At 44.3% G+C, this 23,078-nt stretch carries 28 protein-coding genes and 1 pseudogene; 16 read left to right on the plus strand and 13 right to left on the minus strand.

What is annotated here, in order from left to right; translation table 11 throughout:
• Positions 1 to 77: 77 nt before the first annotated feature.
• Positions 78 to 1,724 (minus strand): WD40 domain-containing protein, encoded by a 1,647-nt coding sequence (locus tag QT987_RS20470; RefSeq protein ID WP_333243587.1) that lies wholly within the window; start codon positions 1,722 to 1,724, stop codon positions 78 to 80.
• A 557-nt stretch (positions 1,725 to 2,281) separates the two neighbouring features.
• Between QT987_RS20470 and QT987_RS20475 the strand changes: the two genes are divergently transcribed.
• Complete coding sequence (locus tag QT987_RS20475) at positions 2,282 to 2,629, plus strand: DUF2442 domain-containing protein (protein WP_333243590.1); 348 nt, start codon at positions 2,282 to 2,284, stop codon at positions 2,627 to 2,629.
• A gap of 107 nt (positions 2,630 to 2,736) precedes the next feature.
• Here the strand turns inward: QT987_RS20475 and QT987_RS20480 are convergent, their stop codons facing one another.
• The gene (locus tag QT987_RS20480; RefSeq protein WP_333243592.1) at positions 2,737 to 3,435 is read right to left on the minus strand and encodes a pirin family protein; all 699 of its coding nucleotides are present in this window, start codon (positions 3,433 to 3,435) and stop codon (positions 2,737 to 2,739) included.
• A gap of 116 nt (positions 3,436 to 3,551) precedes the next feature.
• On the opposite strand from QT987_RS20480, the gene QT987_RS20485 reads away from it, so the two are divergent.
• Positions 3,552 to 3,890, plus strand: coding sequence for a helix-turn-helix domain-containing protein (locus tag QT987_RS20485; RefSeq protein WP_333243595.1), 339 nt, complete (start codon positions 3,552 to 3,554; stop codon positions 3,888 to 3,890).
• A gap of 70 nt (positions 3,891 to 3,960) precedes the next feature.
• Entirely contained in the window at positions 3,961 to 4,359 is a 399-nt protein-coding gene (locus QT987_RS20490) for a DUF4112 domain-containing protein (RefSeq protein WP_333243598.1), read from the plus strand.
• A gap of 298 nt (positions 4,360 to 4,657) precedes the next feature.
• On the opposite strand, the gene QT987_RS20495 is transcribed toward QT987_RS20490, so the two are convergent.
• Positions 4,658 to 5,680, minus strand: a complete 1,023-nt coding sequence (locus QT987_RS20495) for a low specificity L-threonine aldolase (protein ID WP_333243601.1) — start codon at positions 5,678 to 5,680, stop codon at positions 4,658 to 4,660.
• Between the two features lie 82 nt (positions 5,681 to 5,762).
• Between QT987_RS20495 and QT987_RS20500 the strand changes: the two genes are divergently transcribed.
• The 5 genes from QT987_RS20500 (at position 5,763) to QT987_RS20520 (ending at position 10,212) form a co-directional block, all read left to right on the plus strand.
• Positions 5,763 to 5,975, plus strand: a complete 213-nt coding sequence (locus tag QT987_RS20500) for a DUF2997 domain-containing protein (RefSeq protein ID WP_333243604.1) — start codon at positions 5,763 to 5,765, stop codon at positions 5,973 to 5,975.
• Positions 5,976 to 5,986: 11 nt separating this feature from the next.
• The gene (locus QT987_RS20505) at positions 5,987 to 6,769 is read left to right on the plus strand and encodes an XRE family transcriptional regulator (RefSeq protein WP_333243607.1); all 783 of its coding nucleotides are present in this window, start codon (positions 5,987 to 5,989) and stop codon (positions 6,767 to 6,769) included.
• 20 nt (positions 6,770 to 6,789) lie between these two features.
• Positions 6,790 to 8,487 carry an Hsp70 family protein gene (locus QT987_RS20510; RefSeq protein ID WP_333243610.1) on the plus strand — a complete coding sequence of 566 codons (1,698 nt, stop codon included), beginning with the start codon at positions 6,790 to 6,792 and terminating at the stop codon, positions 8,485 to 8,487.
• Positions 8,488 to 8,596: 109 nt separating this feature from the next.
• Complete coding sequence (locus QT987_RS20515; protein ID WP_333243613.1) at positions 8,597 to 9,454, plus strand: bifunctional class I SAM-dependent methyltransferase/HIT family protein; 858 nt, start codon at positions 8,597 to 8,599, stop codon at positions 9,452 to 9,454.
• A 188-nt stretch (positions 9,455 to 9,642) separates the two neighbouring features.
• Positions 9,643 to 10,212: a hypothetical protein gene (locus tag QT987_RS20520; protein ID WP_333243616.1), complete on the plus strand. Its 570-nt coding sequence runs from the start codon at positions 9,643 to 9,645 to the stop codon at positions 10,210 to 10,212.
• Between the two features lie 193 nt (positions 10,213 to 10,405).
• Here QT987_RS20520 and QT987_RS20525 read toward each other — a convergent pair whose 3' ends face one another.
• Together QT987_RS20525 and QT987_RS20530 are read right to left on the minus strand one after the other, a co-directional pair.
• Positions 10,406 to 10,960 (minus strand): GNAT family N-acetyltransferase, encoded by a 555-nt coding sequence (locus QT987_RS20525; RefSeq protein ID WP_333243619.1) that lies wholly within the window; start codon positions 10,958 to 10,960, stop codon positions 10,406 to 10,408.
• 22 nt (positions 10,961 to 10,982) lie between these two features.
• Positions 10,983 to 12,212: a transposase gene (locus QT987_RS20530; RefSeq protein ID WP_333243622.1), complete on the minus strand. Its 1,230-nt coding sequence runs from the start codon at positions 12,210 to 12,212 to the stop codon at positions 10,983 to 10,985.
• A gap of 303 nt (positions 12,213 to 12,515) precedes the next feature.
• Here QT987_RS20530 and QT987_RS20535 point away from each other — a divergent pair, with 303 nt between their 5' ends.
• The 4 genes from QT987_RS20535 to QT987_RS20550 are packed head-to-tail and all read left to right on the plus strand — an operon-like array spanning position 12,516 to position 15,112.
• Entirely contained in the window at positions 12,516 to 12,683 is a 168-nt protein-coding gene (locus tag QT987_RS20535; protein WP_333243625.1) for a hypothetical protein, read from the plus strand.
• A complete protein-coding gene (ilvA, locus tag QT987_RS20540; RefSeq protein WP_333243629.1) occupies positions 12,665 to 14,176 on the plus strand; it encodes a threonine ammonia-lyase, biosynthetic in 1,512 nt (503 codons plus the stop codon). Before QT987_RS20535 ends, ilvA begins: the two co-directional genes overlap by 19 nt.
• A 49-nt stretch (positions 14,177 to 14,225) precedes the next feature.
• Positions 14,226 to 14,498: a helix-turn-helix transcriptional regulator gene (locus QT987_RS20545; RefSeq protein ID WP_333243632.1), complete on the plus strand. Its 273-nt coding sequence runs from the start codon at positions 14,226 to 14,228 to the stop codon at positions 14,496 to 14,498.
• A gap of 5 nt (positions 14,499 to 14,503) precedes the next feature.
• The gene (locus tag QT987_RS20550) at positions 14,504 to 15,112 is read left to right on the plus strand and encodes a Uma2 family endonuclease (protein ID WP_333243635.1); all 609 of its coding nucleotides are present in this window, start codon (positions 14,504 to 14,506) and stop codon (positions 15,110 to 15,112) included.
• 7 nt (positions 15,113 to 15,119) lie between these two features.
• On the opposite strand, the pseudogene QT987_RS30000 reads toward QT987_RS20550, so the two are convergent.
• From QT987_RS30000 to QT987_RS20575, 5 genes and pseudogenes are all read right to left on the minus strand, one after another.
• Positions 15,120 to 15,227, minus strand: a pseudogene (locus tag QT987_RS30000) (Rpn family recombination-promoting nuclease/putative transposase); the annotation flags it as partial.
• Between the two features lie 147 nt (positions 15,228 to 15,374).
• Positions 15,375 to 16,040, minus strand: coding sequence for a hypothetical protein (locus tag QT987_RS20560; RefSeq protein WP_333243641.1), 666 nt, complete (start codon positions 16,038 to 16,040; stop codon positions 15,375 to 15,377).
• Between the two features lie 63 nt (positions 16,041 to 16,103).
• Positions 16,104 to 16,508 carry a hypothetical protein gene (locus QT987_RS20565; protein WP_333243644.1) on the minus strand — a complete coding sequence of 135 codons (405 nt, stop codon included), beginning with the start codon at positions 16,506 to 16,508 and terminating at the stop codon, positions 16,104 to 16,106.
• A gap of 37 nt (positions 16,509 to 16,545) precedes the next feature.
• Positions 16,546 to 17,322 carry a hypothetical protein gene (locus QT987_RS20570; protein ID WP_333243647.1) on the minus strand — a complete coding sequence of 259 codons (777 nt, stop codon included), beginning with the start codon at positions 17,320 to 17,322 and terminating at the stop codon, positions 16,546 to 16,548.
• The gene (locus QT987_RS20575) at positions 17,319 to 18,197 is read right to left on the minus strand and encodes an ABC transporter ATP-binding protein (RefSeq protein WP_333243649.1); all 879 of its coding nucleotides are present in this window, start codon (positions 18,195 to 18,197) and stop codon (positions 17,319 to 17,321) included. Before QT987_RS20575 ends, QT987_RS20570 begins: the two co-directional genes overlap by 4 nt.
• A 276-nt stretch (positions 18,198 to 18,473) precedes the next feature.
• Between QT987_RS20575 and QT987_RS20580 the strand changes: the two genes are divergently transcribed.
• Genes QT987_RS20580 through QT987_RS20590 form a run of 3 tightly spaced genes read left to right on the plus strand, consistent with a single transcriptional unit; the run spans position 18,474 to position 19,527 of the window.
• Complete coding sequence (locus tag QT987_RS20580) at positions 18,474 to 18,986, plus strand: hypothetical protein (protein ID WP_333243681.1); 513 nt, start codon at positions 18,474 to 18,476, stop codon at positions 18,984 to 18,986.
• Between the two features lie 53 nt (positions 18,987 to 19,039).
• Positions 19,040 to 19,243: a type II toxin-antitoxin system HicB family antitoxin gene (locus tag QT987_RS20585; RefSeq protein ID WP_332960085.1), complete on the plus strand. Its 204-nt coding sequence runs from the start codon at positions 19,040 to 19,042 to the stop codon at positions 19,241 to 19,243.
• Positions 19,240 to 19,527 carry a type II toxin-antitoxin system HicA family toxin gene (locus tag QT987_RS20590; RefSeq protein ID WP_333243652.1) on the plus strand — a complete coding sequence of 96 codons (288 nt, stop codon included), beginning with the start codon at positions 19,240 to 19,242 and terminating at the stop codon, positions 19,525 to 19,527. The genes QT987_RS20585 and QT987_RS20590 overlap by 4 nt, the downstream gene beginning before the upstream one ends.
• 44 nt (positions 19,528 to 19,571) lie before the next feature.
• Here QT987_RS20590 and QT987_RS20595 read toward each other — a convergent pair whose 3' ends face one another.
• Genes QT987_RS20595 through QT987_RS20605 form a run of 3 tightly spaced genes read right to left on the minus strand, consistent with a single transcriptional unit; the run spans position 19,572 to position 21,025 of the window.
• A complete protein-coding gene (locus QT987_RS20595) occupies positions 19,572 to 19,760 on the minus strand; it encodes a hypothetical protein (protein WP_333243656.1) in 189 nt (62 codons plus the stop codon).
• Positions 19,744 to 20,604, minus strand: a complete 861-nt coding sequence (locus tag QT987_RS20600) for a DUF6920 family protein (protein WP_333243659.1) — start codon at positions 20,602 to 20,604, stop codon at positions 19,744 to 19,746. The genes QT987_RS20595 and QT987_RS20600 overlap by 17 nt, the downstream gene beginning before the upstream one ends.
• Positions 20,605 to 20,650: 46 nt before the next feature.
• A complete protein-coding gene (locus QT987_RS20605) occupies positions 20,651 to 21,025 on the minus strand; it encodes a DUF1257 domain-containing protein (protein ID WP_333243662.1) in 375 nt (124 codons plus the stop codon).
• 259 nt (positions 21,026 to 21,284) lie between these two features.
• On the opposite strand from QT987_RS20605, the gene QT987_RS20610 reads away from it, so the two are divergent.
• A complete protein-coding gene (locus tag QT987_RS20610) occupies positions 21,285 to 22,475 on the plus strand; it encodes a WD40 repeat domain-containing protein (RefSeq protein WP_333243665.1) in 1,191 nt (396 codons plus the stop codon).
• The last annotated feature ends 603 nt before the right edge of the window (positions 22,476 to 23,078 follow it).

A 23,078-nucleotide genomic window follows, 5' to 3' on the forward strand; every position in this document is an offset into this window, starting at 1 on the left:
TTGACGAAACTGTTTGGGTGACTATTTGTGTTGTTCAATGACGCTCTCATTTAATCGTAGCACATTCGATCGCACTCTCAACTTCCCCGTTTCCAAATCTTAATTTCCCCCAACCAACCCGCACTAACAATAGTCTTCCCATCGCTGCTAATCGCCACAGCACTAACATAGCCAGAATGCCCGCTCAAATTACCTCTCAATTCGCCCGATCGCACATCCCAAAGCCTCACACTCTTATCCCAACTCCCAGTAACCAACGTAGTGCCATCCCGACTGAATGCCACTGACCAAACTCCGTCGGTATGCCCGCTTAAACGGCGAATTAACTGCCCGTTTCCGGCATTCCACAAACCGATTGTACCGTTGCTATTTCCCGCAGCTAAACTCTTGCCGTCGGGAGTAAAAGCTAGCGACAAAACAGCCAAGTTTTTGCCACTGATCGTGCGAATTGCTTGACCTGTAACTAAATTCCACAACCTAATTGAACCGTCTTTACCGCCACTAGCTAAAGTTTTGTTGTCAGGACTAATTGCAACAGCATTCACCAACCCAGAATGCCCAGTCAAAGTCCGCAGCAACTCCCCCGTTTTAGCGTTCCAAATCTTAATCGTTTTGTCCCAACTACCGCTGGCTACAAATTGACCGTCAGGACTAACGGCAACGCTCGAAACAGCATTGGAATGCCCGCTTAAAGTGCGTACAACCGCGCCAGTTTCTAAATTCCAAATTTTCACAGTTTTGTCGTCGCTACCGCTAGCTAAAACCTTGCCATCCGCACTCGCTGCCAGTGCATTTACTGCTTCTGTGTGTCCTTGCAGAGTAGTTTTTAATTGCCCGCTGGGAAAATTCCAAACTGAGATTGTGCCGTTGCTATTTCCTGTGGTAAAATAAGCGGAAGCAAGGGCAAGGGAACTAACAACTTCCGAAGGCCCTTTGAGAGTATTTGTGGCAGCAAAGGATCTCGCACTTGCGGGCGTGCGAAGCGCATTATTCGCCGGAGTTTTCGGGTTTCCGGCAGTAGGAGATTGGGGAACTACTGGCAGTGAAATAGTCGATCGCCATTTCATGAAAGTATTAATCTCTATTCCCGCCGCCACGATTTTATCAGAGTTGTCCTCTAACCTGACAATGCCGTTAATTGCGACAACTCGCCCCGCGTCATCGAGCACCGGGCCCCCACTCATGCCCGCTCTCACTAAGTTGTTGTATACCAAAGTATAGCCGTTCCAGGGAGTTTGGCGGCCGGTGAGCTGACCTTCCGTGGCGATGAAAATCGGCTGTCTCAGAGAACCGCCGGATATCGGCCAGCCCGCCACATAAGCCTTGTTTCCCTTAGTTGCTGCGGAATTGGCTAATTGAGCCAGGGGGTAGCTTTGAGTGCTGCTGAAGGGCACGATCGCCAAATCCGCACCGGGCATTCGCCGCACGAGGCTGTATGATACAGAGTGAGCTTTGCCGTCGGGAGTTACGACCTCGTAATCGCCAGCTTTATCGACAACGTGCCAGTTTGTGAGAATATAGTATGTGCTGCCCTGCTTCTCTAAAATTACTCCTGAACCGCCTTTTGGCCCCTGGATGCGAACAGTAATTTGTTGGGCAACGGTTTTAACTTTGTCGGCGGTTAATGCGAGGGCGATTTGAGGTGATGTGAGTGGGATGAGGGCGATCGAACTCAGGGCGATCGTAGCACTCAAAATAGCCGGAATTGTTCTGCTGTAATTCATTTTTGTGTCAATTTAACATACCCACATATCAACTGACGGAAAAGTTATCCGGTTTGTGGCGTCTTGACGGTTGAGAATGGAAGAGTGTTTGCGCGATCGAACTTTCGACATTCGCACAAGCCTAAAAATATTTGACACAGCCCTCTGGCTAGCAGAAAAATTTAGAATCGGGAACCGCACCTAGCCTCAACAATAGCAACTGGCTGATCTCTATTTTGTTGTTGGCAAATGATAAGTTTAGCAAAACGCTGCTGGGAATATTCCCCATTAGCCATCCAGCCGATAGGTGCGCCCGCGAGTGCGCCAACTGCTAAACCAGTGATCAGGCTCCCAATAAGATGCTTTCTGGCGATCGGGTTTTGTTGCATAAAAATTTATCCTAAACACTTAACTTTAGCAAAAATATCACAAATAAAATTTACTTTCTTCCTCCTATTTACTTATTTCCTAAGTAGTAACCCATGATTAAGTATCATGTCCTTCACAGTCCGCTTAACACAATCCCATGCGGCAATAATCAAGTATCCAAACTTAACAAAACCGATGGCAAGAAATATATGGTATTTAGAAACTGGGACAAAGAGTTAACTGAGGAAAATCTCCGAGATCAAATAGCAAAAGCCAAGCAAGCATGGAAAAACGCTGAGGCTACAGAACCCCGCGCCGAATCAGTGCAGTATAACCAGTCGGAAGATTTAATAGTTATCAAGCTGAAAAACGGCGCTATTTTTTCTTTTCCGCCAAAGCTGGCACAAGGCTTAGAAGCTGCTTCACCAGAACAACTTGCTGATGTTTGGCTGCCGCCTTCCGGTAGTAGCGTGCACTGGGAAAGCTTAGATGTTGATTTTGGCATTCCCGAACTTGTAGCAGGTATTTTTGGGACAAAATCTTGGATGGCTGATTAATTTATTAGTCCGCGAAGGCGGACTTCGTTTTTGTAGTAGCGGTTTCAACCGCCGAGTAATTTCAAATCCCCGACTTCTGGGAGAAGCCGGGGATTTCGTATGCTATTCTATGCCAAATCAAACAGCAAAAATTCAGCATCTTCCGTAGCTTCAATCACCACCTCAGCCTCCCCGCTAACCGCCGCAGCGTCGCCATTTTGTAAAGTCAAACCGTTGAGCACAACCGAGCCGCGAGCAACTTGCACCCAAGCATGGCGATTCGGCTGCAAAGCATAAGAAACCCGCGAGTCTTTATCCAAAACAGCCGCATACAAATCCACATCTTGATGCACTTTGACAGCACCATCTCTCGCATCTCGTGCCGCTACTAAGCGTAGTTTTCCGCGCCTTTCTGCTAAAGGAAACTCCCGCTGCTCGTAACTCGGCTGCAAGCCTTTTGTATCGGGTAAAAGCCAGATTTGCAGCAAATGAACCGGGTCTGTTTGCGAGTTATTGAACTCGCTGTGCTGGATACCTGTACCTGCACTCATCCGCTGCACTTCACCGGGTTTAATCACTGCACCAGTACCCAAACTGTCCTTGTGTTCTAATGCTCCTTCTAATACATAAGTAATGATTTCCATGTCGCTGTGTCCGTGAGTGCCGAAACCTCTGCCGGGGCTAACGACATCCTCATTAATTACCCGCAAAGAGCGAAAATTCATATAATTTGGATCGTAATAGCCGGCAAAAGAAAATGTGTGGTAACTGTCGAGCCAACCGTGATTAGCGTGTCCTCTTGCTTCACTTTTTCTAATGGTAATCATTTGCTGAATCCTCAGTGTAATTTATCGGGTGTTTCTGTGATGTTTTTATTTTAAACCGAGTCAAGTTATTATGGATAGTACGCACTTAAAAGTGCGATACTTACCAAAAAGATACTATGCAAGTCCAAGAAGTAAAGGTCGATCGGGCAAATTGCCCTGTAGAACGCACTCTAGAGGTGATAGGCGGGCGCTGGAAAGTCTTGATTCTGCGGGAGTTGTTTCCAGGAGTGAAGCGCTTTAACGAGCTGCAACGAGCTGTCAACGGCATTACTCAGAAGATGCTGACGCAGCAACTGCGGGAAATGGAATCAGACGGGATCGTGCATCGGGAAGTTTACCTGCAAGTGCCGCCAAAAGTTGAATATTCGCTAACGTCTTTGGGCGAAAGTCTCAAACCGATTATTAATGCCATGCACGAATGGGGAATTCAGCATATTAGCGAAGATGGAAAATGAGCGGTTTCTAGATGGTTTTTTCCGTCTTCCGACAGATTTCAAATTTTAAGCCTAGTTCAACAATAATAATATGAACAAAATAGAGCGTCTCGCCACCCTCAACCGCATCCGCAAACTCAGCCGCTTAATGGATACCGCCATTGGCATCCCCGGTACTAAATTTCGCATTGGTTTAGATCCCATTATCGGTTTAGTTCCGGGTGCTGGGGATATCGTAGATACGGCGTTTTCCGCCTACCTAATTTATTTAGCAACTCGATTCAACATTCCCCAAAAAACTCTAGGGAAAATGGTTTACAATATCGGTCTAGAAGCCGTTGTTGGCTCAGTACCTTTAGTCGGAGATATCTTCGATGCTTTTTATAAATCAAACATGAGAAATCTGGCGCTTTTAGAAGCACACCTCGAAGAAGTTGAACCCGAACTAGCCGCAGTTGCAGAACCTATTCCTGAACCTATTAAATTGTAGGCGCGGGTTTCACCAACAATAATTGTAAATAACCAACAATCTCTCGAACCCGCCCCCATCAAACGAAAAATCCTGCGCCTATTTTTCGCATTTAAAATGTAGGGGCGGGTTCACAAACAATAATTGTAAATAACACACAATCTCTCAAACCCGCCCCCACCCAACGAGAAATGCCGCGCCTATTTTTGCATTTAATATAAATCAAGGTTGATGTGGATTATTTGTTAGGTGGGTGCGGGTTTCTTAGATTGTTCATAGCTGGCCGGTATTATTTGTAAAACCCGCCCCTACATTTTAATCATTGATGTCGTTTAACCGCTTCCACCAAAGCAATAACATCCGCTTCCAAAGTATTAAAAGCCGTTACCAGTCTAACAGTACATTCATCCCACCGATAAAACAGAAAGCCCTCCGCTAAAACCGCTGTAATTATCGATTCGGGAAGTTGAATAAAAATCTCGTTTGCTTCAACCCGATGGCAAAACTTCGCTCCCTCAACACCTGCCAACCCTTGCGCCAACTTAGCTGCCATATTATTTGCATGAGCCGCATTTTTCAGCCACAAATCATCCGTTATATACGCTTCCAACTGTGCCGATAAAAACCGCATTTTCGAGAAAAGATGGCCGCTGCGCTTGCGGTAAAAAGGGAAAGTCTTTGCTAATTCTTGATTAAAAAATACCACAGCTTCCGCAGCCATCGCGCCGTTTTTTGTTGCTCCAAACGATAGAATATCTACACCAGCGCGCCAAGTGACATCAGCAGGAGAACAGCCAAGACTGGCGACAGCATTGGCAAAGCGAGCTCCATCCATGTGCAGGTGCAAATTGTGAGCGCGAACTACTTCCGAAATGTGCGAAATTTCTGCTGGATTGTAGACTGTGCCGGCTTCCGTTGCTTGAGTGATGCTGACGGCTGCAGGCTGTACGTGATGGACGATACCTGCACCAGCGCGATCGAGTATTTTTCCTAAAGTCTCTGGCTCTATTTTACCATGATTTCCTGTTACTGTAACTAACTTGGCACCGCCTGTAAAAAACTCCGGCGCGCCGCATTCATCTAGATTAATATGAGATTCCGCGTGACAGTAAACAGCGCCGTAAGGAGGAGTAACAACCGCCAGGGCCAAAGCATTAGCAGCCGAACCGGTAGCAACCGGAAAAACAGTCACCGATGTCTCGAACAAATCCGAAAATTTAACTTGCAAACGCTGTGTATATTCATCATCTCCGTAAGACATCACAGCACCGGAATTAGCCGCTGCTATCGCAGCCAGAATCTCCGGCGAAACCCCGGTTGCATTGTCGCTACAAAAATTCATTAGAATAATTGGTAAATAGAATCTATAATATAACTCAACACTCAACAGTCAACACTCAAGCATTAAACCAAGAGGAAGAATTATGGCAGAATACCGCCAAATAGAATACCGCATCGGCAAAGACGGCAAAATTACCGAAACCGTCCTCAACGCCACCGGTTCTAGTTGCACCGAAACCACCGCCGGAATTGAAAAAGCCCTCGGCAAAGTAGAATCTCAAGACTTGCTGCCAGAATATTACCAAGGCGAAGAAAATGTGATCGTTGAACAAACGCAGACTTTAAAACAAGTTTAGAAGAGTTAAAGATGTTTGAGCTCCTCGGTGCAACAGTTGATGTAACAACAGTGCCTGCCTTCAGCTTCGCGCTGGCTGTCGGGGGCATTTTTCTCATTTTAGTCTACCTTTATGCTGCATCTGAGGCGGGAGATGCGATCGAGTTTAAGTACGATACAATTCTGCGGGAACGCATGAATCAGCTAGACATTCTCGATTGGCAAGATTTAGGCGAAAAAGCAGGCTTAAGTCGCTTTGCGGTGCGCTTAGTGCGGCAGGGAGACGTGGGAAAACTGACGCTAGACCAACTGAGGCGGCTGGCAACAGTGCTGAATTTGAATTTCCAAGAGTTCGATCGCACTTTGCTCGCACTGCCAATATCCGCTACAATCTCAACTGAGCCCAGCGAAATAGAAGAATTGAGGCAGCAGTGTTTCCGGCTGCGATCGGAATTGCAGCAGCAAAAAACTCAACTAACTGCCGATTTTCGCCGCGCTACCTTTGAACAGTTGCAAACTTTGTTAACCAACTATCCCGCCGCCCGCAAAATGGCAGAAGCCAAGCCGGATATGCCCGCCAAAAATCTCTCAGCTTTGTTTACTCCCTTAGAAAATCTCTTGTCAAGTTGGGATTTTGAAACGATTGGTTCTGCGTGGGAACAAACTGCTTACAATCCGCAGTTGCACCAGCCGGATGTTGAGGATATAACTGAAGGAGAATTAGTTTATATTCGGTTTGTCGGCTATCGAGAGGGAGAGCGAATTCTTACTCCTGCTAAAGTTAGTCGCACCCTTCCAGCGGGAATGAAAAATTAAATTTAAAATTTTAAATCACCATGACTACAGTTGCCATTGACTTCGGCACCAGCAACACAGTTGTCTGCATTCTCAACCCGGATACGCAAACACCAGAAACTTTGAGATTGGGCGATATCTCCCGGATTTTCAAAACTAATAGTTTGAGCGGAGATGTTCGAGAAATCTCTGTAGTGCCGACTTTAGTCTTTGTGAAAAATGCCGAAGAGTTGGTGCTGGGAGAAAAAGTGCGATCGCAGCGTTTGGGGCAATCCCAGCCCGACCGTTTTTTTAAAGCTTTTAAACGCAATTTAGCCGCCGACTTTCAGCCACCGCCCCGCAATATCGACAGCGAAACCTACACACCAGAATTAGTAGCAGAACAGTTTATCACAAGTATTTGGAAACAATTATATTTACAAAATATACAGCCCGACAAAGTAATTTTTACAGTACCAGTCGGAGCATTTGAGCGATATCTAGATTGGTTTCGCGACTTAGGAGAAAGTTTGGGAGTTGCGGAAGTTCAGGTAATAGATGAATCCACCGCGGCCGCCCTGGGATATGCAGTAAAACGCCCCGGTTCTCTAGTTTTAGTAGTTGATTTTGGTGGGGGAACTTTAGATTTAAGTTTAGTTCGCACTGCTCTAACCCCCCCCTTACCCCCCCTTACCAAGGGGGGGAGAAATCTCGCTTCCCCCCTTACCAAGGGGGGGAGAAATCTCGATTCCCCCCTTAGCAACGCGGGGACAAATCTTGCTCCCCCCCTTACCAAGGGGGGGCTGGGGGGGGTACGTGCCGAAGTATTGGCAAAATCCGATGCTTATGTAGGCGGCGAAGATATTGACATCTGGATTGTCGAAGATTATTTGCGGCAAATTGGTTCGTCGCGCGCAGAAGTCGGCCCAATTGGCTGGCAAAACTTATTAGAAATAGCGGAAAAATTAAAAATTCAACTTTCTCAAGTTAATGAGGCGAAGGAAAGCTGGTTTGACGATGAAAATTTTATGTCTTACGACTTGCAGCTAAACCGAGACAAGCTTGAAGAAATTCTGGAATCTAGGCAGTTGTTAGAACAGTTGCGGGAAAGTTTAGATGAAGTGCTGAGTATTGCACAGGGAAAAGGTATCGGCAAAGCAGATATCGAACAGGTTTTGCTGGTAGGAGGAACTTCTTTAATCCCGGCTGTATCTAATTTAGTGGTTTCGTATTTTGGGCGGCAAAAAGTCCAAAAAGACAAGCCGTTTGAAGCGGTGGCGCACGGTGCTTTAGCGTTGACACAATTAGCGAGTGTTGACGATTATTTGCGCCACAGCTATGCAATTCGCCTCTGGGAACCTTATGCTAAAGCTTATGCTTATTCGCCGATATTTAGCAAGGAAATGAAGTATCCCTGTCAAAGTTCCGAAGAGTTGACGCTGCAAGTGGCAATTGAAGGGCAAAGGGAAATTAGGTTAGATATTGGGGAAGTGGCAGAGGTATCGCAAGCGGAGGTTATTTTTAACGAAAAAGGGCAAATGACGAGCAGTTGGCTCAACAAACAGACGGATTTTCGCTCTTTGGACAGCCACCACCAGCAGGTTTGCGTAGCGCATTTGAACCCGCCTGGGGTATTGGGAATTGACAGGGTTTCGGTGAGTTTTGAGGTGGATGAGAAGCGAGTTTTGTTGGCGACGGTGCGGGATTTGGTGACTGGTAAGGTGTTGGTGGAAAAAGGGGCGATCGCCAAACTGCAATAATGATAAAATTTTTAGATAACATTCGGATCTTGAAATCGGTACTACACAAACTCTCGTCCGAATGGTGCGCGGAGGGAAGAATATTTATTTAAATCAAATTTATGCGGCCATGAAAAAGCAACAAAATAAATTCAGCCACCTGACGGCCATCGAAAGAATTTTTTTGTCATTTCCGGCAAGATTTTTATTAGATAAAAACTTGCTGCAAGGCAAAGTTTTAGATTTTGGGTGCGGCTTGGGCAGCGATGTTAGATTGTTGCAGCAAAAAGGCTTCGATATTACGGGTTATGACCCTTATTATTTCCCGGAATTCCCCGAAGATAAATTCGACACAATCATTTGTTTTTATGTTTTGAATGTTTTGTTTCCTGAAGAACAAGCTAATGTCCTGATGGAAGTGTCGCACCTGTTGAAACCGGGAGGGAATGCGTATTTTGCGGTGAGAAGGGATATCAAAAAAGAAGGATTTCGAGAACATTATGTCCACAAAAAACCTACATATCAGTGCATTGTCAAACTTCCATTTAAGCCAGTTCACCTAGATGAGTCTTGCGAAATTTACAAATACGTGCATTACAACCATCAAAGAAATTCCACTAATAACTGCATATTCTGCAATCCGTATAAAAACCTAATTTTGCTAACTGAATCAGCAACAGCTTTTGCGATGTTTGACGGTTATCCCGCCAGCAAAGGTCATGTTTTAATCATCCCCAAACGTCACGTTGCTAATTATTTTGAACTGCCGTTTCGAGAGCAATCGGCTTGCTGGTTTATGGCTAATAAGGTACAAGAGATGTTAAGTAAAGAGTTTCAGCCTGACGGTTTTAATGTGGGAATCAATATTAATAAACAGGCTGGTCAAAGTCGCAGTCACGCGGCTATTCATGTTATCCCCCGTTACAAGGGCGATGCGGCTGGGAATAAAGGGGGAATTAGGTATGTGATTCCCAAGAGTGAAAAATAAAAGTTAGCCAATTGTCAAAGAAATTATTTTTTACCGCAGAGGCGCAGAGAACACAGAGGTATAGAGAAGAGAGGAATTCATAATTTTTGTAAGGATTGTTATATTTGAGCAAACCGCGAGCAAAATAGAGTTAAAATGTGTTTGCAAGGTCTAAAACTACACATTAGCAGCAATTTGGTGTTCTGTTTATGTCTAAGCGCAAAAAGCAAGAATGGCTCAAGGAAACTTTAGAACTCAAAGAAAACCACAATTGGAAGTCAAAGCCTGGAACTCGAATTTTTGTAGCAGGAAGAGGTGCAGTCCGCTTTGATGTGCCGGAAGATTGGCATTTTGAACCGGATACTAAGTCGTTCCGATTTACGGATAAAAAGCCGCCGGATGATGATTGTTGTTTGGAGGTTTCGTTTAATTTGCTACCACCTAATAACTGGGCAGATTTTCCGCTGGTGCCGCTATTACAGAAGGTGGTTGAAGATGATACCCGAAATCCGATCGCTCCTGGGGACATTATCCAATTGAAGCGGCAAACTGCCCGCATTGTTTGGACTGAATTTAAGTTTATCGATCCTCCAGAACAGCGGGAAGCTTTTTCGCGAATCTGTATTGGATTGGGTTCTAATGTTCAGTGTTTGATTACTTTTGATTACTGGGTTGACGATGCTGAACGTTTGACTCCTGTCTGGGATACGGTGATGGATTCGTTAGTTCTGGGTTTGTTTATTAGCGACCCTCGAACGGGGTTCGCACGTCCAGACTAGACCGATTTTCTGGGAAACTTTCAACAACTAATTTTGCTAAGTGTTGAATTGGCAAGCCACCAGTCAGTAAATTTAGAACCAACATTAAGCTGTCACGCATTTAAATTTCATATTCAGGGCGGGCGAGACGCCCACCCCACAAGACACCGAATTGTTTGTTGACATTCTATTTAAATGCTCAACAGCTTAAACTTTACAGCCGCTTTGCCATGAAAATATCGGGCTTGCCAATTCCGTTCGCGTCGGGCATCACTCCCACGATCGCAAAACCCATTTTTTGATAAAATTCGTAGGGATGACCGCGCAAATTTCTAATTTTGGCGATGTGTTCCCAAACGTTAGGATAAAGATTGATGCCTGAAAGAGTGGTTTGATTGTCTTCGTCGTCGGTACCCACCCACAGCACTAGCCCTCCCCGGTTTTTAGCTTCTGTTGCTAAATCAGCTACGAGCGATCGACCAATTCCTTGTCCGCGAAATTCTGTTCCCACTACCAGCGGGTGCAGTTCCCAAACATTACCGTCATACTGTTTAATCCCGCCAATCCATCCCAAAACTTGATTGCTGTCCCCGACAGCAATTCGACTGATGCGATCGGCTGCTAAAGATTCTTGCACTTCTTGCAAAGCAGATTTTAGATCGGGCCAAGCATCGGGCCAATGCTCTTTAAAACCTTCAACTATTAATCTAGCTACCTGTTGAATTTTTGGCTCGTCGTCAGCACGCAAATCTGTAATTTGTACGTTCATGAATTTACATAGTGACATACTCCTACACCAACTTAGTACAGTATGGTGTAGGCTTCTCAGTGACTCCAGCTATTGCTTCGGACATTGACTGAGCTTTAAGCACGGGATGACCCACCGCCCTATTTTTGATTCCTATTGCTGCATTATGATCGCGGTCTAGACTACACCCACAGTGAGGGCAGTCATGCCAACGAATATGCAGCTTTTTTGGTACTTTTTCGCCACAACTAGAGCAATCTTGTGAAGTATTGTAGGCACTTACTGGGATTACCAACAAACCAGCATTTACGGCTTTATTTGTTAGAATCGACAGAAAGCTTGACCACCCAGCATCCAACACAGATTTAGCTAATTTTGTACGAGCCAGTCCTTTAATATTCAAATTTTCAACCGCAACAACATCATATTTTTTCAACAGCTCGTTAGCCGTCTTAAAATGAAAGTCTTTACGCTTCTCTGCTACTTTCTTGTGACATTTTCCCAGTTGCTTAACTGCTTTCTGTCTCCGGTTGCTACCTTTTTTACGACGCGATACTCGCTTCTGAATAGTTCGCAGACGTTTCCCGGCTTTGCGGTAATGTTGAGGAATTGCAACTGTTTCGCCCTCAGAGGTTGTCAAGAAATTCTTTAGCCCAACATCAATTCCAGTAATCTTTTGAGGATTAAAATCTGGTTTAATCGTAGGAACTGTTGAATCTTCTAGGGAGAGCGTAAGATAGTACCCATCAGCCTTTTTAGTGATAGAGACGGTTTTGATTTTGAATCCATTAGGTATGGAACGGTGTAAAACAACCTTAACTTTTCCAAGCATCGGCAAGTTAATTAAGTTATTTTGTAAACAACCGTCTTTAACTTGAGGATAAGTGAACGTGCGATAACGACTGCGTGGTTTAAATCGAGGTCTGCCACTACGCTTTCCGTTGCTATCACCTTTTAGGAAACGATCAAAAGATACCTTAACTCGCTTAACTACATCTTGAAGAACTTGAGAGTAAATCTCGGCATACCAAGGATGAGTTTTCTTGAGTTGAGGTAACGTTTTTTTCTGACTGTAATATTCTGGATTATCCCGCAGTTCGGGTAAATGGCAAACTAGCCGACACGCATTGATGGCAGAACGGTTTTGCTCGTACCAATTGAATCTATCAGCCAACAAGTAATTGTATTGAGCGCATAACATTGACAGCCATCTGTCGATTTCAATGGCTTGTAACTTTGTTGGACGTAATCGATATTGGTAAGAGCTTCTCATTCCTTGGGCGTGGTCGGTACATATCAATTAGTGTTACTGTACCCGAATACTTTATTTACTGTCAAGTGCATGAGTAAAGTATATTGAAGTACAAAATAGACTCGTTAAACAAAGAGTTTGTTTAACGAGTCATCCACCCGCCTACCGCGCCTTTCATCCCACACTAATCGAAGCGACAAGCGTGTGGGGATTCCCGTCTGTTTAGCTAAATCAAGGATTACGGACTAATACGCTCACAAACTGGATTTTATAACCGGGGTAAACGGCAAAAACGAAATATTATTCATAGTCTTCAGGCTCCTTATGTTCCCAAAGCGAAAAGTTATTATTGAAAACTTGCGATCGCCCGTTAGTGAAGCTTGCAGCTATTCGATCGCCAATTCCCCGCAAAATACTAACACAAGTGCCGTACAATTATCCCACCATCCGGCATCAACCAACCTGCTAACCCCATGCTTTGCGATTACCTAGTACAAATCCTCACCGCCCGCGTCTACGATGTTGCTCAAGAAACAGCCCTAGAATGCGCCCCGAATCTATCAGCACGGCTCAACAATAAACTTTTGCTGAAGCGAGAGGATATGCAGTCGGTGTTTTCCTTCAAACTGCGAGGTGCGTACAACAAAATGGCGCAACTGTCGCCGGATTTGCTAGCACAAGGTGTCATTGCAGCTTCCGCCGGCAACCACGCCCAAGGAGTCGCCCTCGCCGCCCGCCACCTGGGAACTCGCGCGATTATAGTCATGCCCGTAACGACGCCGCAGGTGAAGGTAAATGCGGTGATAGCCCGTGGTGGAGAGGTAGTCTTGCATGGGGATGCTTACGATGATGCTTACGCTTTTGCGCGTCAATTAGAGGCGGAAAAAGGTATGACTTTTATTCACCCTTTTGATGACCCCTACGTGATTGCTGGACAGGGTACGATCGGCATGGAAATTCTGCGGCAACATCAAAAACCAATTCACGCGATTTTTGTGGCAATTGGTGGCGGTGGATTGATTTCGGGAATTGCGGCCTATGTCAAGCGGTTGCGGCCGGAAATTAAGATTATTGGCGTCGAACCTGTGGATTCCGATGCAATGAATCAATCGCTGAAAGCGGGTAAACGGGTGCGTTTGTCGCAGGTGGGTTTATTTGCTGACGGCGTTGCTGTGCGGGAAGTGGGGGAGGAAACTTTTCGGTTGTGTCAGGAGTATGTGGATGAGATTATTTTGGTGGATACGGATGATGTTTGCGCGGCGATTAAGGATGTTTTTGAAGATACGCGATCGATCTTAGAACCTGCTGGCGCTTTGGCGATCGCAGGTGCGAAAGCTTACGTCGAACGGGAACAAATCGCAGGAGAAACGTTAGTTGCTGTTGCTTGCGGCGCGAACATGAATTTCGATCGGCTGCGCTTTGTAGCAGAAAGAGCCGAGTTTGGCGAACGTCGCGAAGCGATTTTTGCAGTCACAATTCCCGAACAACCGGGAAGTCTCCGCAGGTTTTGCGAATGTCTGGGCAAACGCAATTTAACTGAATTTAGCTATCGAATTGCGGATGAGAAAGAGGCACATATTTTTATCGGCGTACAAATTCAAAACCGTGCCGATGCGGTGAAGATAGCGGCAAGTTTTGAAGATTGTGGCTTCAAAACTTTGGATTTAACTGATGATGAATTAACGAAATTGCACGTGCGGCACATGGTGGGTGGGCGTTCGATGCTGGCCGATCATGAATTGTTTTATCGCTTTGAATTTCCCGAACGTCCCGGTGCGTTGATGAAGTTTGTCGGTTCGATGAGTCCTAACTGGAATATCAGCGTTTTTCACTATCGAAATAACGGCGCAGATTACGGGCGAATTGTGGTGGGAATTCAGGTGCCACCCGATGAGATGCAGGAATGGCAGGCTTTTTTGGATACGCTGGGCTATCAGTATGGGGATGAGAGTCAGAATCCGGCTTATAAGTTGTTTTTGAGGTAGGGGTTTTTGGGGAAAGGGCGATCGCACGATTCCCAAATATAAGGGGTGTATGGGAAAAGCTGGTCAAGTTTTGAGAGATGTGCTCAACACCTATGGCATTAGCCAAAACAAATTGGCGATCGCAATGGGTGTGCGAAGTTCTGTTGTCTATCGTTGGTTTAATGAGTTGATAGATCCAACGGGAGACACGCTGGTGAAGATGGTTGTGGCGTTAAAGTTGCTCGATATAGATGCAGCGCGGGAGTTTGTGCAGCGCTATTTGGGTGAGATTTTGGAGGATGAGGGTGAGGGTGAGGTCGATCGATCTACAAACACAGAATAGAGTTAATGATAAAATTATGGCAGAGTGGCAATGACACCGAATTCAAAGCGATGACAGCAGCACTTCCCATTTCTCTCACTCTCGAAGCTTTCCTCAAACTACCGGAAACTCAACCTGCGAGTGAATTTATTAACGGACGCATTCACCAAAAGAGTATGCCTCAAGGCAAACATTCTCGTTTGCAACTCAAGTTTTGCAACGCTGTTAATCTAGTTGCGGAAGCAGAACGAATTGCTCTTGCTTTTCCCGAATTGCGCTGTACTTTTGGCGGGCGTTCTATTGTACCTGATGCTACAGTATTTGCTTGGGATAGAATCACTTTTGAAGCGGATGGCGAAGTTCCGAATTCCTTTGAAATTCATCCCGACTGGACAGTAGAAATTTTATCCCCAGACCAGAAAGCAACTAAGGTGATTAGTAATATTTTACACTGTTTGAAATACGGGACTCAGCTCGGATGGTTAGTCGATCCAGAGGAACGGTTTATTTTAGCATTTATTCCCGGACGAGAACCAGTTGAGTTAACGGGACAAGATCGGTTGCCCGTGCCAAGTTTCTTAACATTAGATTTTACAGTGGAGCAGGTTTTTGGGTGGCTGAAAGCAGGTGGATAACTTGGCTCTAATTTCGAGCAGATCGCAAATTCCGCACATCCTCAATAGTGAGTCCGGTTGTTTGACTGATAGTTGCATCATCCAGGCGATCGAGCAATTGCCGCGCGATCGAAACTAAGATGCGATCGCGCGGCGGTATGATATTCCTAATGTTGAAACGATTTGGTAGTTGCGGGCGATCGCACTTTTGTCTGGTAAGGGCGATCGCTAAAAACATACAAAGCCCAAAAATTGCTATAATAATGATTCTTAGAAACTTAGCCTAGTCTTCTGCTTCCCCGTCCAAGATTTTGACTAATAATTCATAAGCAAGAATAGAAATATCTTTTCCTTGGTTTGTCGCTTTTTTAAAAATTTTTGCTGAGTCTTTGGGGCTAAGATTGACAGTAATAGTACCAAGGTTGCCTTCCCCAGTAACAATAGAAACATCAGGAAGAATAGAAATATCTTTTCCTTGATTGGCAGCTTTTTCAAAAATTTTTGCTGAGTCTTCGGGGCTAAGATTTATGGTAACAGTCCCAGGATGGCCTTCCACAGCAACTATAGGAACATCTTTTTCCTGTCTGGCAGTTTCTTGCACTGGTTTTGGTGAGGCGTCGGGGCTAAGATTAACAGTAACAGTGTCAGGAGTCGTTTCTCTATTCTTCTTGTTTTGATTATTGTGACTTACTTCAGTTATTCTTGAAGAAACCACAAACCCTGCAACTCCTAACCCTAGCATTGCTAGAGAACTTCCAATAATATATTGAGCCTGGTTAGTATTTATTGGCAAAGGCTGCACTACTTCAACACCAGGAATCCCACTTTCTATGATTGGAGCTTTTTGCGGTTCTTGAGCGCGGGCTAACTTTATACAGCCAAATGCGAACAACAAGACACTCAAAACCATAACTCCTACACTAAGAATTTTAAAAAGCGTCTTTTTCATGTTTATTGCCTCCTGTGTGGTTAAATACTCTGGATTGGAGAGGAAATTTTACTTTTTTACATTTCAACAATTTTCATCAAAACTCTTCTTTATTCTCTCTTGCGCCTCTGATATAGGTTTCCAAATTTCATCAATTGATGTCCTAACCATTCTAGGTTTTTTTAGAGTATATCTATATTGACAGTTTGCAGTCTCTCCCGTGAATTTCAAATCCTTTGAGGAAGTTCCTTTCAAGGGATTATCAGGATCGGCAATTACATATTGAGGTGATAAATCATATCCTAATTGATCAGAAATATAATCACTAACAGATTCTATAGATATACCTACAAATGAATGAATTAAAACATCTCCTACATAAATACCTAATCTCACTAATTGCTCAGTAACAGGGTTACATCCAACTAGCAGAGGGATAAATAGAAGGATGAGCCACCAACGTGTTTTTCTCTGTTTTTTGTATTGCATGATAATTAGCTCCTTGTAATGTGATTATCTCAATAGCCTAGTTTTTTACTGTTCGATATTTCAGTTTACTGAATATATGGAAGCCGAGGAAAAACAAGCCTAAAAGACCTGCTACTCCAAAATGATATAAATTCTCTGACGTAACTCTAGCAAAGGGATGCGTGAAAGGAAAAAATCTAGCATATTGAGCATCTATTAAGTTATCTATACCTAATTTTACCAAGTCTAGCAGAGACGGAAAAAATAAAGCAACAACGGCGATTACCATTTTTGAAAAGTAGTCAAATGCTAGGTCAAAATCTAAGAGTGCAATCATACCTCCGGCGAATATGATATAACTAACTAAACCCAAAACATCTAAAAGTAAATTGGCAGGGTAAATATGATGATATAGGGAAGTTACTAACACCCAAATTAGCGCTAAAGCACCAAGCCAAACTCCATAAGCAATTACCCTGATTGCTCTAGCAGCAGCAATTTCCCAAGGAGAGCAAGGAGTAAGCCGCAACCAGAGTAACTGGCTTACAGAAAAACTATCTCCCAAGGGTAACAGTAACCCAGAAAATACATAAAAGGCTATACAAATCCAAGCCCATGAAAACAATTCATGGAGAAGATTTATATAGACTGTTTCTCTGGCTCCCTGATATACCTCTAAAGGGATATTAAAAAATGTTAGTTGTTCTCCATCCCAACTAAAAGGCAATGTTGCAATAATTATTCCTCCTACTAATAAAATTAGCAAATGATATGACTTGAGCAATTTTATTATTTCTGGCTTAACCATCACCCATGCCTTGTTTAAATCGATCATAAACTTTCCCTCTTTTGGAGAACCCCTGTCATCTGGAATTTATGGATTGATGAATCTGTAAAAATTTCTTCCAAAGCTTGAAACGCCCCATCTTTCGAGAGATTTAAATATTTTTTAGCCTCGGCGTTAATAGAATCAGTCTCTATTTGACAATCAAAACCTTGACGCTCTTGTTCATGTAGTTTACCTTGAAATAGCTCATAAACTTTATCGGTTAACCTAGCGACTTCATCCCGTCGGTGAGAAATCCATAAAATCCCTGCTTGATGACAATTAGCAAGTCGTTGAACTTCTGACAATACAATTTTTTTACCTTCTTTGTCTAATCCTTCTGTTGCTTCATCTGCAATTAACAACTGTGGTTTCTTAGCCAAAGCTAAAAATGCCATCAGTCTAATCCGTTGTCCTTTGGATAGCTTGCTAACATCAGATTCATAAAAGCTAGGAATCTGTAGCCGTTCTTCAATTTCCCGGTAAGATAAGTCTTTTAGCTCCTTTTCTTGCTGGGATAGAGACTTAAAAATTTGCACAAGCTCTTTAACTAAAATCCCCGTTGGCAAGCCTAACTCTCCAGGGTAATAAGAGGGATCACCTATGTAGCCTAGCTGGGGGTAATTATTGCCCCATAAAACTTTCCTTCCAAATAAATTTACTGTTCCGTTGTTAGGAAAGCATAATCCTAGCAATAGTTTGATAATTGTAGATTTACCGCAGCCATTTTCTCCAATCAGACCAATATTCTCACCCGGAAACAAGCTTAATGAAACATTATCTAAAAGCTGATTCTGGCTGTTAGCATAGCTAAATGTAACATTTTTTAACTCAAATAATGGCTGTTGGCTTAGACGTGAGTCAGTCAAAAAATTTGGTTGCATCAATACTGTTTACTCGCTAAATGTATATTGCTCACAGACTCTACCCAAATCCTACAAAATCGTGAAGTAGCAGATTTTTGGGCGACTTACAGAGTTACACTTTGAGATTGAATATTAAAACACTGTTCCTACAGTAGACCGATCGCACCAACCCTGTAAAGCCAAAAAAGTTGGAAAAAGTTGGAACTTCCTAAAATTGGGATGCGAAGCTCAAAAAGTTGGAAAAAGTTGGAAAAAGTTTGGTATAGTAACCATACCTATCTCACCATCCCACCTATGGACAGTCCTCAGATATTGCAATTTGTCGATGAAGCTGTCTGCGCCAAGACCGGCAAACATCTAAACAACTTGCAGCGGAAGATTATCGCGGGAATACTGAAAAATAAAAAATATGCTGACGTTGCAGAAACTTATGGTTATAGTTCCCAGCACGTTAAGAAAGCCAGCCACGAGCTTTTGCAAATGTTATCTGAAGTGTTTGGGGAACCCGTTAAAAAAAGTAATCTTGAATCCGTCCTAGAAAGGCAGATAAATCAGAATATAAATCTTGGCAAAAATAATAATTTTCAAAATAACAGAATTAGCTACGTCAATAATTGCCCTAATCCCTCTACTTCTACCCCAGATAAAAGTCAGCCGGAAACTCCCGACTTGCAGGAGGAAAGCAAAAATCAAACTAAGATTGAAACAATTGATAAATTACGGCAGTTTGGCTTGAGCGACGAACAAATTGCAGAAGCGCTAGATATACATTTAGAGCAGGTTAAGCAGGTGGACTTCGAGGAGTAAAGTCTGCTACAGTAATGAAGAGGTAAGTTTTGAGAATAAATTAGGAGAATCAATTGAAAATCAAAATTATTATTCACGAAGCAGAAGAAGGCGGATACTGGGCAGAAGTTCCTGCTATTCCGGGCTGTGCAACAGAGGGAGAAACCTTCGAGGAACTGCTGCAAAACCTCTATGAAGCAATCGAAGGTTGCCTTAGTGTAGATATTGAATCTATCGAGACAAATGAGCGAGACAAAATTATGGAGATTGCGATATGAACTCCATGTCTGGCAAAGAGTTAGCCAAGCTGCTAGAACGTAATGACTGGATATTATTAAGAGTTCAAGGCAGTCACCACATCCACGGGAAAGCGGGAAGCTCAATCCGAATTTCTGTGCCAATTCACGGTAATAAATCTTTAAAAGTTGGGTTACTCAAACACTTGTTAAAACAGGCGGGTTTATCGGAAAATATCCATCAAAATACCAGCACAGTTGAAGAGTCAAATAGTGACAATAAGGCGGCGAATGAATCTGATTCGATCGATGAAGAACAAGAATGAAATTGCCTCCATCTTGCGATGAAAGTAACAACCCAGCCTACAAGCTATTTTGGGAAACGTTGATCGCAAATCCCTGCAATAAAGGTTTCGCCATCAATCGACGGAGTATGTTCGCACATGGCAACAGCAGCATCTATCTTAACTCGTACAGAATCGATCCACTGGCGATCGTACTCATCTAACAATCGCAAAGCCACTTCACAACACAAACTAGAATCATCGTGCAAACTCATAGGCAATATTCGTGATGCGGCCGCGCCAGTAGGGCAATAGCGAGCCATCAGGCAGTTGCCACGCCACCTCACCGGAGAGGGGAATCCGCATACCGTCTCGCAGTTCGTAGTCCCAGAAACGGCCTTGCCAGGGCGCAAACAGCAGCCCGCCGTTAACTGTACGGGCGCGGGCATCGGCGCGGACAGTGGCGATTAGCCCTGCTTCATCAAAGCGGAAATCGAGGGAAACAGCGGTGTCGCCATCCTGTAGCGTTGCTCTGGCCGAAGAATTGTCGATCGCCTCCCAGCGAACACCCTGACTCGGCAGCAGTCTCGTCGGATACCAAGCAGCCTCCGCGAAAAAGCGCATCAGTTCCCCTTGGGCAGCTTCTGGAGTGCCGCGGATATCCGCCAGAGTCACCAGACCCAGCAGCGCTGCATGGAGGATGCCTTCGCCAGAAATGTAGGCATCATGAACAAACGCATTGATACCGGGCATCATGGCAATTCGCCCCTCCCAGTCAAAGCCAGGGCGCTGAGTAATTACCAGTTGAGTTGAGGTAAAGGCGCTCCATTTTTCTGCGGTTTCGCTCATGTTAAACGTGCCTTCGTGGGAAACCCGCGCTGTTGCAATTAGCGGTTGTCCATCCTTGAGCACCGCGCCAAAGTAGCGCTGCACTGGCTGGGGTAAATCGGCGATTTCCCGCGCATCAAATGTCAGAGGTTTAATCGGCAAGCGCCCAGATTCCAGATTTGCTCGCAGTTCCTTGGTACCGAGATGCCAGCGGTATGCTCCAAGGGCGATCGCGCCAACAATGCCAACTACAAGCGCGAGGATAATTAGTACGATCGCCGATCGCCACATGGTGATTCCTCTTGATAGGTAAAAACGAGTTAATCCAGGGCGAGTCTTAAACCCATCTACCCACTACAACTCTCAGCGTTCCATCTGCCAAAGTTTCCTCTTCTTCAACATTAAAACCCTCTGACTGCACCGCCGCCATCAAACTTTTCCGCGCGTATTTTTGACTAATTAAATTGACAAAATCCTGTTGCTTAATTCGAGCGCCCCAAAAATCCGCCACCAATTCGTAATCCTCTCCGCTGCGACGAAAACCCAAATCGTAACCGTTGGATTGCCGAATCACGTACTCCGCATTAGTTTTGTCACCGCGATAACCCCGCACCTGCACATTGCACTCTACTTGATAACCCAACTCTTCCAACACTTGATGTAGCAGTTCGCCGTTTTTGATCTGAACCTTAATCGTTGTGAAGTGTGACATATCACTTTCGGATTTTTGTGTGAAACGCTGATTTGATTATAATACTATAAACTGCAACAGTCAATAAGTTATAAGTTGCGCTCTTAAACGAGGTTTGAGCGTCACCGAAAGCAGCCAGGGTACAAGCCCCCGGATTCATGTCTGCAGAGATTAACAACCTAGTATCCGATAACAATTCCCCCCGATTTGTCGGTGAGTTCGCTTTCTTCAATCCTCAAATTATTCAATCTAAAATCTAAAATCTAAAATCTAAAATCCTATGATGACCGACAATTCTAACCAACCCAGAGAATATGATGCCGTCCTCGGCGGCCAAAGTCAAATCCCGATCGCAGGCGCAGTTTTGGGAGGCATCGCCGGAGTCAAGCAGCGCTTCAACAGCCCTAGTATCGAGTCGCGGATTGCCGCTGTTAAAGATACTCCTAAATACGGAGGCGCTGGTTTAAATTTAGCAATTGAGGCGCTGCTTGACCCCGCAGCAGAAGTGCAGCGAGTTGCGTATTTAATTTTGCGATCGAGGACAGAACCTCTAGTGCGCCAAGCTTTAAAAGCCTTCGTGCCTTACAAGCTTTTTGACTGCATCCGCACTGTCAAAACTGGGACAAATATTGCGATTAGTCCCGGAGGTGATCGCACGGCTAGTTTGCACGGGAAAATAATTAGAATTTGCGATGTAGAGACAGGAGAAATACTCTATACTGTTGACAAGTATCCCCGCGCTCAAGAAACTTTTGTCCTTAGCCAAGAAAGCGAAGTTTTTGTGAGGAGCAGAAATACTCCGAAACACCGCGCGATCGAAATTTGGCAAGGAGGAGAATTGCGGCATACTTCCCTCGGACATGAAGGGGAAATTAGCGCAATTGTCATCAGTCCCGACAGTCAAGTTATCGCCAGCGGTTCGGCAGATACTACTATCAAAATTTGGAATTTAGAGACGGGAAAGTTAATCTGTACTTTTGGCAGTCTTTTAACTTGGGGATCTCATAAAGCAGGAATTGTTAGTTTTGCTTTTAGCCCGATCGCACAAACTCTCGCTAGCAGCAGTTCTGACGGTACAATTAAGCTGTGGAACCTCCGCAGCAGAGAATGCTTTCAAACAATTAAAGGTTACGCGAATTGTCTGGCTTTCAGCCCAGACGGGCAGACTTTGGCTACTGGCGGCTGGGACAGAAATATTCAACTGCGGCAGCTATCGAATCCAGATAGTCCAATCACTTTGGCCGGGCATTTTAACTCGATAAATGCGATCGCCTTTAGTCCCGACGGACTCACTGTTGTCAGTGCTAGTGCCGATGGTAATATCAAATTTTGGAATGCCAGTACCGGCGAACATATTCATACTCTCAGCGGACATCAAAACTCTGTTACTTGTCTTACTTTTAGCAGCGATGGTGAAACTATTATCAGTGGCAGTATCGACAAAACTGTCAAAATTTGGGGAATTAATTGAAGGAAGTTCGGCAACGGATTATGTAACGGATGGAAGAAAGAGGGAAGAGGGAAAAAGGAAGAAGGCAGAAAGAAGAAGGAAGAAGGCAGAGGCGATACGCATGGGACAAGTGCAATTAAGGAATGAGAATTAAATAACTTCCACAAGTTTGTGGGATGGGCGTCCCGCCCGTCCAAAAAGGACGGGCGGGCCGCCCAACCCACAATAACAATTAAAATTGTAAGTTATTTAATTCGGGATCCTAAGCGCGTCCTAACGGTCGGGCGCGCTGGCTATATTTACAAATTCCAGATTCCAGATTCCTCGGTGCGTGAATCTACGCAAACAAATATAATAAATTTACAATCCCAGTTATTGTGCAAGCCGATAATTGCGGAATTTATTTTTGCAATACTACAAATAGTTACCGTAAAAATACTGAGTTACAGGCATTATTCAGCTTATTATCAATTTGTGAACTGTTGCCAGAAAGCCTGAGCAAGGAGCATTTTCTGAATCCTTTAAACTAGCTTTAATATATCGCATCTTGGTTGGATGAGTATTCCTGCTAATTGTAATATTTGACTTAAAAAGTTTATGCTTAAAAGATAGGCTGGGGTTAAA

Source organism: Microcoleus sp. SVA1B4, from assembly GCF_036700545.1.
Lineage (GTDB): Bacteria > Cyanobacteriota > Cyanobacteriia > Cyanobacteriales > Microcoleaceae > Microcoleus.

What these genes read in the sequence shown, in the direction of transcription:
- QT987_RS20470 (WP_333243587.1), bottom strand. Translation starts at nt 1,724, where the DNA reads ATGAATTACAGCAGAACAATTCCGGCTATTTTGAGTGCTACGATCGCC.
- QT987_RS20475 (WP_333243590.1), top strand. Translation starts at nt 2,282, where the DNA reads ATGGTATTTAGAAACTGGGACAAAGAGTTAACTGAGGAAAATCTCCGA.
- QT987_RS20480 (WP_333243592.1), bottom strand. Translation starts at nt 3,435, where the DNA reads ATGATTACCATTAGAAAAAGTGAAGCAAGAGGACACGCTAATCACGGT.
- QT987_RS20485 (WP_333243595.1), top strand. Translation starts at nt 3,552, where the DNA reads ATGCAAGTCCAAGAAGTAAAGGTCGATCGGGCAAATTGCCCTGTAGAA.
- QT987_RS20490 (WP_333243598.1), top strand. Translation starts at nt 3,961, where the DNA reads ATGAACAAAATAGAGCGTCTCGCCACCCTCAACCGCATCCGCAAACTC.
- QT987_RS20495 (WP_333243601.1), bottom strand. Translation starts at nt 5,680, where the DNA reads ATGAATTTTTGTAGCGACAATGCAACCGGGGTTTCGCCGGAGATTCTG.
- QT987_RS20500 (WP_333243604.1), top strand. Translation starts at nt 5,763, where the DNA reads ATGGCAGAATACCGCCAAATAGAATACCGCATCGGCAAAGACGGCAAA.
- QT987_RS20505 (WP_333243607.1), top strand. Translation starts at nt 5,987, where the DNA reads ATGTTTGAGCTCCTCGGTGCAACAGTTGATGTAACAACAGTGCCTGCC.
- QT987_RS20510 (WP_333243610.1), top strand. Translation starts at nt 6,790, where the DNA reads ATGACTACAGTTGCCATTGACTTCGGCACCAGCAACACAGTTGTCTGC.
- QT987_RS20515 (WP_333243613.1), top strand. Translation starts at nt 8,597, where the DNA reads ATGAAAAAGCAACAAAATAAATTCAGCCACCTGACGGCCATCGAAAGA.
- QT987_RS20520 (WP_333243616.1), top strand. Translation starts at nt 9,643, where the DNA reads ATGTCTAAGCGCAAAAAGCAAGAATGGCTCAAGGAAACTTTAGAACTC.
- QT987_RS20525 (WP_333243619.1), bottom strand. Translation starts at nt 10,960, where the DNA reads ATGAACGTACAAATTACAGATTTGCGTGCTGACGACGAGCCAAAAATT.
- QT987_RS20530 (WP_333243622.1), bottom strand. Translation starts at nt 12,212, where the DNA reads ATGAGAAGCTCTTACCAATATCGATTACGTCCAACAAAGTTACAAGCC.
- QT987_RS20535 (WP_333243625.1), top strand. Translation starts at nt 12,516, where the DNA reads ATGTTCCCAAAGCGAAAAGTTATTATTGAAAACTTGCGATCGCCCGTT.
- ilvA (WP_333243629.1), top strand. Translation starts at nt 12,665, where the DNA reads ATGCTTTGCGATTACCTAGTACAAATCCTCACCGCCCGCGTCTACGAT.
- QT987_RS20545 (WP_333243632.1), top strand. Translation starts at nt 14,226, where the DNA reads ATGGGAAAAGCTGGTCAAGTTTTGAGAGATGTGCTCAACACCTATGGC.
- QT987_RS20550 (WP_333243635.1), top strand. Translation starts at nt 14,504, where the DNA reads ATGATAAAATTATGGCAGAGTGGCAATGACACCGAATTCAAAGCGATG.
- QT987_RS20560 (WP_333243641.1), bottom strand. Translation starts at nt 16,040, where the DNA reads ATGAAAAAGACGCTTTTTAAAATTCTTAGTGTAGGAGTTATGGTTTTG.
- QT987_RS20565 (WP_333243644.1), bottom strand. Translation starts at nt 16,508, where the DNA reads ATGCAATACAAAAAACAGAGAAAAACACGTTGGTGGCTCATCCTTCTA.
- QT987_RS20570 (WP_333243647.1), bottom strand. Translation starts at nt 17,322, where the DNA reads ATGATCGATTTAAACAAGGCATGGGTGATGGTTAAGCCAGAAATAATA.
- QT987_RS20575 (WP_333243649.1), bottom strand. Translation starts at nt 18,197, where the DNA reads ATGCAACCAAATTTTTTGACTGACTCACGTCTAAGCCAACAGCCATTA.
- QT987_RS20580 (WP_333243681.1), top strand. Translation starts at nt 18,474, where the DNA reads ATGGACAGTCCTCAGATATTGCAATTTGTCGATGAAGCTGTCTGCGCC.
- QT987_RS20590 (WP_333243652.1), top strand. Translation starts at nt 19,240, where the DNA reads ATGAACTCCATGTCTGGCAAAGAGTTAGCCAAGCTGCTAGAACGTAAT.
- QT987_RS20595 (WP_333243656.1), bottom strand. Translation starts at nt 19,760, where the DNA reads ATGAGTTTGCACGATGATTCTAGTTTGTGTTGTGAAGTGGCTTTGCGA.
- QT987_RS20600 (WP_333243659.1), bottom strand. Translation starts at nt 20,604, where the DNA reads ATGTGGCGATCGGCGATCGTACTAATTATCCTCGCGCTTGTAGTTGGC.
- QT987_RS20605 (WP_333243662.1), bottom strand. Translation starts at nt 21,025, where the DNA reads ATGTCACACTTCACAACGATTAAGGTTCAGATCAAAAACGGCGAACTG.
- QT987_RS20610 (WP_333243665.1), top strand. Translation starts at nt 21,285, where the DNA reads ATGATGACCGACAATTCTAACCAACCCAGAGAATATGATGCCGTCCTC.